At 62.1% G+C, this 3,838-nt stretch carries 4 protein-coding genes; all 4 read left to right on the forward strand.

Annotated features, from left to right (window positions below):
• A partial coding sequence (locus ACI38B_RS04085) for an ABC transporter permease subunit (RefSeq protein WP_439729637.1) occupies positions 1 to 579 on the forward strand: 579 nt, incomplete at its 5' end.
• Positions 580 to 584: 5 nt separating this feature from the next.
• Positions 585 to 1,754 carry an amino acid ABC transporter permease gene (locus ACI38B_RS04090; RefSeq protein ID WP_439729638.1) on the forward strand — a complete coding sequence of 390 codons (1,170 nt, stop codon included), beginning with the start codon at positions 585 to 587 and terminating at the stop codon, positions 1,752 to 1,754.
• 290 nt (positions 1,755 to 2,044) lie between these two features.
• Positions 2,045 to 2,623 carry a YbaK/EbsC family protein gene (locus tag ACI38B_RS04095; protein WP_439729639.1) on the forward strand — a complete coding sequence of 193 codons (579 nt, stop codon included), beginning with the start codon at positions 2,045 to 2,047 and terminating at the stop codon, positions 2,621 to 2,623.
• A gap of 165 nt (positions 2,624 to 2,788) precedes the next feature.
• Positions 2,789 to 3,712 carry a PPK2 family polyphosphate kinase gene (locus tag ACI38B_RS04100; protein WP_439729643.1) on the forward strand — a complete coding sequence of 308 codons (924 nt, stop codon included), beginning with the start codon at positions 2,789 to 2,791 and terminating at the stop codon, positions 3,710 to 3,712.
• The last annotated feature ends 126 nt before the right edge of the window (positions 3,713 to 3,838 follow it).

The raw sequence follows: 3,838 nt of genomic DNA on the forward strand, positions 1-3,838 counted from the left end.
CTTGGCGTGATCCTGCTGCTCATGCGGATTTCGCCCATTTCCTCGCTGCGACGGGTCGCCAGCGGATATGTGGAACTGTTCAAGAATATGCCGCTGACCATCATCATGGTGTTCATGGTGCTCGGCGTTTACGCCCAGCTCAAACTCAGTTTCTCGACCACCTTCGCAACGAACTTCTTCTGGCTGGCCATCACCGGTCTGTCCCTGTACACGGCGGCATTCGTGTGCGAGTCGCTTCGTTCGGGCATCAACACCGTGCCGGTCGGCCAGGCCGAAGCCGCGCGCGCCTTGGGTCTGAACTTCTGGCAGGCGGCCACGCAGATTATCCTTCCGCAGGCCATCCGCGGTTCGGTCGCGCCGCTGGGCAACACTTTCATCGCGCTGCTCAAGAACTCCACCGTCGCCGCGGCGGCATCGGTGGCGACGGAAACCTCGACCATGATGAGCGAGATGATTGAATACCACGCCGATTTGATTGTGCCGATCTTCCTGACCTTCGCTTTCGGGTACGTGATCCTCATCATCCCGTTCGGCGCGTTGACCACGTATCTGTCCAACAAACTCGCGGTACGGAGGTGACCGGTATGGCAAACGCAACAAGCAACAACGACACCAACACTTCGGTGCTGTTCGACGCCCCCGGCCCGCGCGGACGCAAGCGCATTCGCATCGCCAACGCGGTGGCGATCGTCGTCTTCGCCCTCGTACTCGTGCTCATCCTGATGCGCTTGCACAACCCGCCGCAAGGCGAGAACCAGCTCTCCTGGGAGCTGTGGAAGCCCGCGCTCGACGTCGAAGCATGGACCGACTTCTATCTGCCGGGCCTGTGGATGACCGTCAAGGCGGCATTCGTCGCGGTGATCGGCGCTGTGCTCTTCGGCATCGTCTTCGGCATCGGGCGTCTGCTACCGGCGGCCCCAGTGCGCTGGGTTTCCGCGGTGATCGTGGAATTCTGCCGCGCAGTGCCTGTGCTCATGATGATGATCTTCTTCTGGCGCCTGTTCGCCTTCATGGGCATGGAAAATCCGGCCTACTGGTCGGTCGTTTTGGGGCTGGTGCTCTACAACGGCTCCGTGGTCGCCGAACTCGTGCGCTCCGGCGTGGGCAACCTGCCGAACGGGCAGCATGAGGCGGCGCTCGCCCTCGGTCTGACCCGCACGCAGTCCCTCATGCAGGTGGAGGTCCCGCAGGCGATTTACGCGATGCTCCCCGCTGCCGTCACCCAGCTGGTAGTCGTGTTGAAGGACACCGCGCTCGGCTCAATCATCATGTATACGGATCTGCTCCAGGAATCGCGTCGTCTCGGCTCGATGTACTTCAACATCCTGCAGACGCTCGTGGTCGCCGCGGTCATCTACTTCGTGCTGTGCTGGCTGTTGTCCCGGCTCGCCGAATGGCTGCCTTCGCGCATGCAGCGCCATACAGCGGCCCCCGCCGAACCGGAAGTGGTCGCTCCGATTGCGATTATGGACCCGTCCAATGTCAACCAGATCGCGGTGGCGAAGGAATCGGGCGAACTGCCGCGCGGCGGTGCGCCTCGCACCTATCATGAGCATCACCGCGGGTCGAACGCGTCAATCCACGAATGGCAGAAGACCCGGTACATGCAGGGCTACGACGAGAAGCACCCGGATGCCCCCGAACGCCACCGTCTTGAGGTCCCGCTTCCTGGCGTCCCCGGCGCGCGCAAAAAGCGTTCTGGCGGTGAAAACCCCGATGGCAAGGGGCAGCATCCCGCACCAAGCGCGGACTGACGCGGGGTAAGACCCCGGCACACGCTGTGCTGGCACAACAGCATCGGCCCGGTTGACTGGAATCCCATGTCAACCGGGCCGATGTCGTTCGTGCGCCACGCAAAGATAAAGTTCCCAAGGTCGCGCTCGCGGCGCGATGTACTGAAACCGCAGATTTCCCGGGCACGAACACCGGCCATAACCAACACGTATACGATGCAAGTCTCGGCGGGCGTTTCCCCACATATTCCGGCGCTAAGCTCAACCACAATCGCCCTACATCGGGGCGCGGACACGAAAGCGAGGATTCGATGGCGGATTTTACGACGACGACCGGCGATCTGGAACTCCACGACTGGCATGGCAGCAAGCTGCTCGCCCAGCCTGTGCTGGACGCGCTGACACGGTTCACTTCGGAAGGCATCATCGACCCGGCCCAGATCCTCGGTGTCAGCGAGAACCTCGACGAGGAATCGGATACGGATATCTTCTGCCCGCGACACGGACTCGACCTCGCGCAGGCGGGCAATGTCGTCATCGTCCACACACATAAAACGCGCAAAGCGCCCCCGCAATTCGCCGCGGCGCTGGTCAACGGCGATGCGCGGGCCGATCTCAACGGTCTGGTCAAGCACACGTTGCAGGTCAGCAAGGTTTCATTCGCTCCGGTGGCCGATGCCACAGCCGCCACCGGTATGGAGTCCGGAGGCATGTCGCCGATCGGTTTGCCGGCAGAATGGCCTGTGTTGGTCGACGCGCGCATCCTGGAAACGCCTACACTGTTCATTGGAAGCGGCATACGCCCCTCGAAACTGGTCGTCAACGGCGCACTGTTCGCATACCTGCCGGGTGTGCGTGTCATCGAAGGGCTTGGCAAGCCTCGCGGATAAGCGCGGCAGATTGTCGGCAGGCCTGCTTCCGCACGTATCAGGAGGCATACGATGACAGACTCGACACCACACGCGGATGGGCACGCCAACAAGAACGACCACAAAGACAAGAAGAAAACTGAACCCAAGCAGATCGGCAAGGCGTTGCGCAAAGCCGAACATGGCATGGAAATCCTTGAAAAACGGCATGATGACGATATCGAGCATCGTCTGGAACGCGCCGACGCGTCGTCAAGGCTGCTCAGTTCGGTGTGGGACGAGCCTCCGGCACAATTGTTGCGATTCCACCCGGGAGACCAGCTGACGGACGTCGATGGCGGTTCCACTCCCGGCTTCCCCGGCAACAAGGCGCAGGGTGAACGTTTCATCGCCATCAGCTCCGGTGAAATCGCGAGATACCAGCAACTGCTGTACGCGAACGGGACGAAAGGGTCCCCGAGGCGCATGCTCATTGTGCTGCAGGGCATGGATGCCTCCGGCAAGGGCGGCATCGTACGGCATGTGTTTAGCCAGACCGACCCGATGGGCATCCATTACCACGGCTTCGGTGCTCCGACGAAAGAAGAGCAGGCGCATGACTATCTGTGGCGGGTCCGCCGCGAACTGCCGAAACCCGGCTGGATTTCGCTGTTCGACCGGTCCCATTACGAGGATATCGTCATGCCGCATATCTACGGCACGTTCCCCGAGGACGTGTGGCGCGCACGGTACGACCAGGTCAACGAATTCGAGCATGAGCTCGTGGACAGTGGCTGCACGGTCATCAAGATCTTCCTCGTAATCACCAAAGACAAGCAAAAGGAGCATTTCCTTACGCGTCTGAGCGATCCGACCAAGCACTGGAAGTTCGATGTGAGCGATTTGGACGCGCGCGCCCGGTGGGATGACTACATGGCCGCATGGCAGGAGGTGTTCGAGAAGACCAGCACCCCGGAGGCGCCGTGGTATCTGGTCCCCGCGGACAACCGCTGGTATTCGAGGGCGGTCGTCAGCGAGCTGCTGCGCACGTCGCTGCGGGATATGGGACTGAGCTGGCCGCCGCTGAACTGCGACGCGGATGCGATGCGCCGCCGGCTCGACGAGGAGTAGCGGCCGGGGGGAGTGGCTCGGCGCTCGGTGCTCGGCGCTCGGGTAACTCCGCCGCCGTGCGACTCCCCGGTCGCACAGCTGCCCGGTACCGCCGCCTTCCCTGTCGATTCCCGTGTTATCTCGCCG

The sequence above is a fragment of the Bifidobacterium sp. genome (assembly GCF_051876855.1).
Taxonomy (GTDB): domain Bacteria; phylum Actinomycetota; class Actinomycetes; order Actinomycetales; family Bifidobacteriaceae; genus Bifidobacterium.

What these genes read in the sequence shown, in the direction of transcription:
- ACI38B_RS04095 (WP_439729639.1), top strand. Translation starts at nt 2,045, where the DNA reads ATGGCGGATTTTACGACGACGACCGGCGATCTGGAACTCCACGACTGG.
- ACI38B_RS04100 (WP_439729643.1), top strand. Translation starts at nt 2,789, where the DNA reads ATGGAAATCCTTGAAAAACGGCATGATGACGATATCGAGCATCGTCTG.
- ACI38B_RS04090 (WP_439729638.1), top strand. Translation starts at nt 585, where the DNA reads ATGGCAAACGCAACAAGCAACAACGACACCAACACTTCGGTGCTGTTC.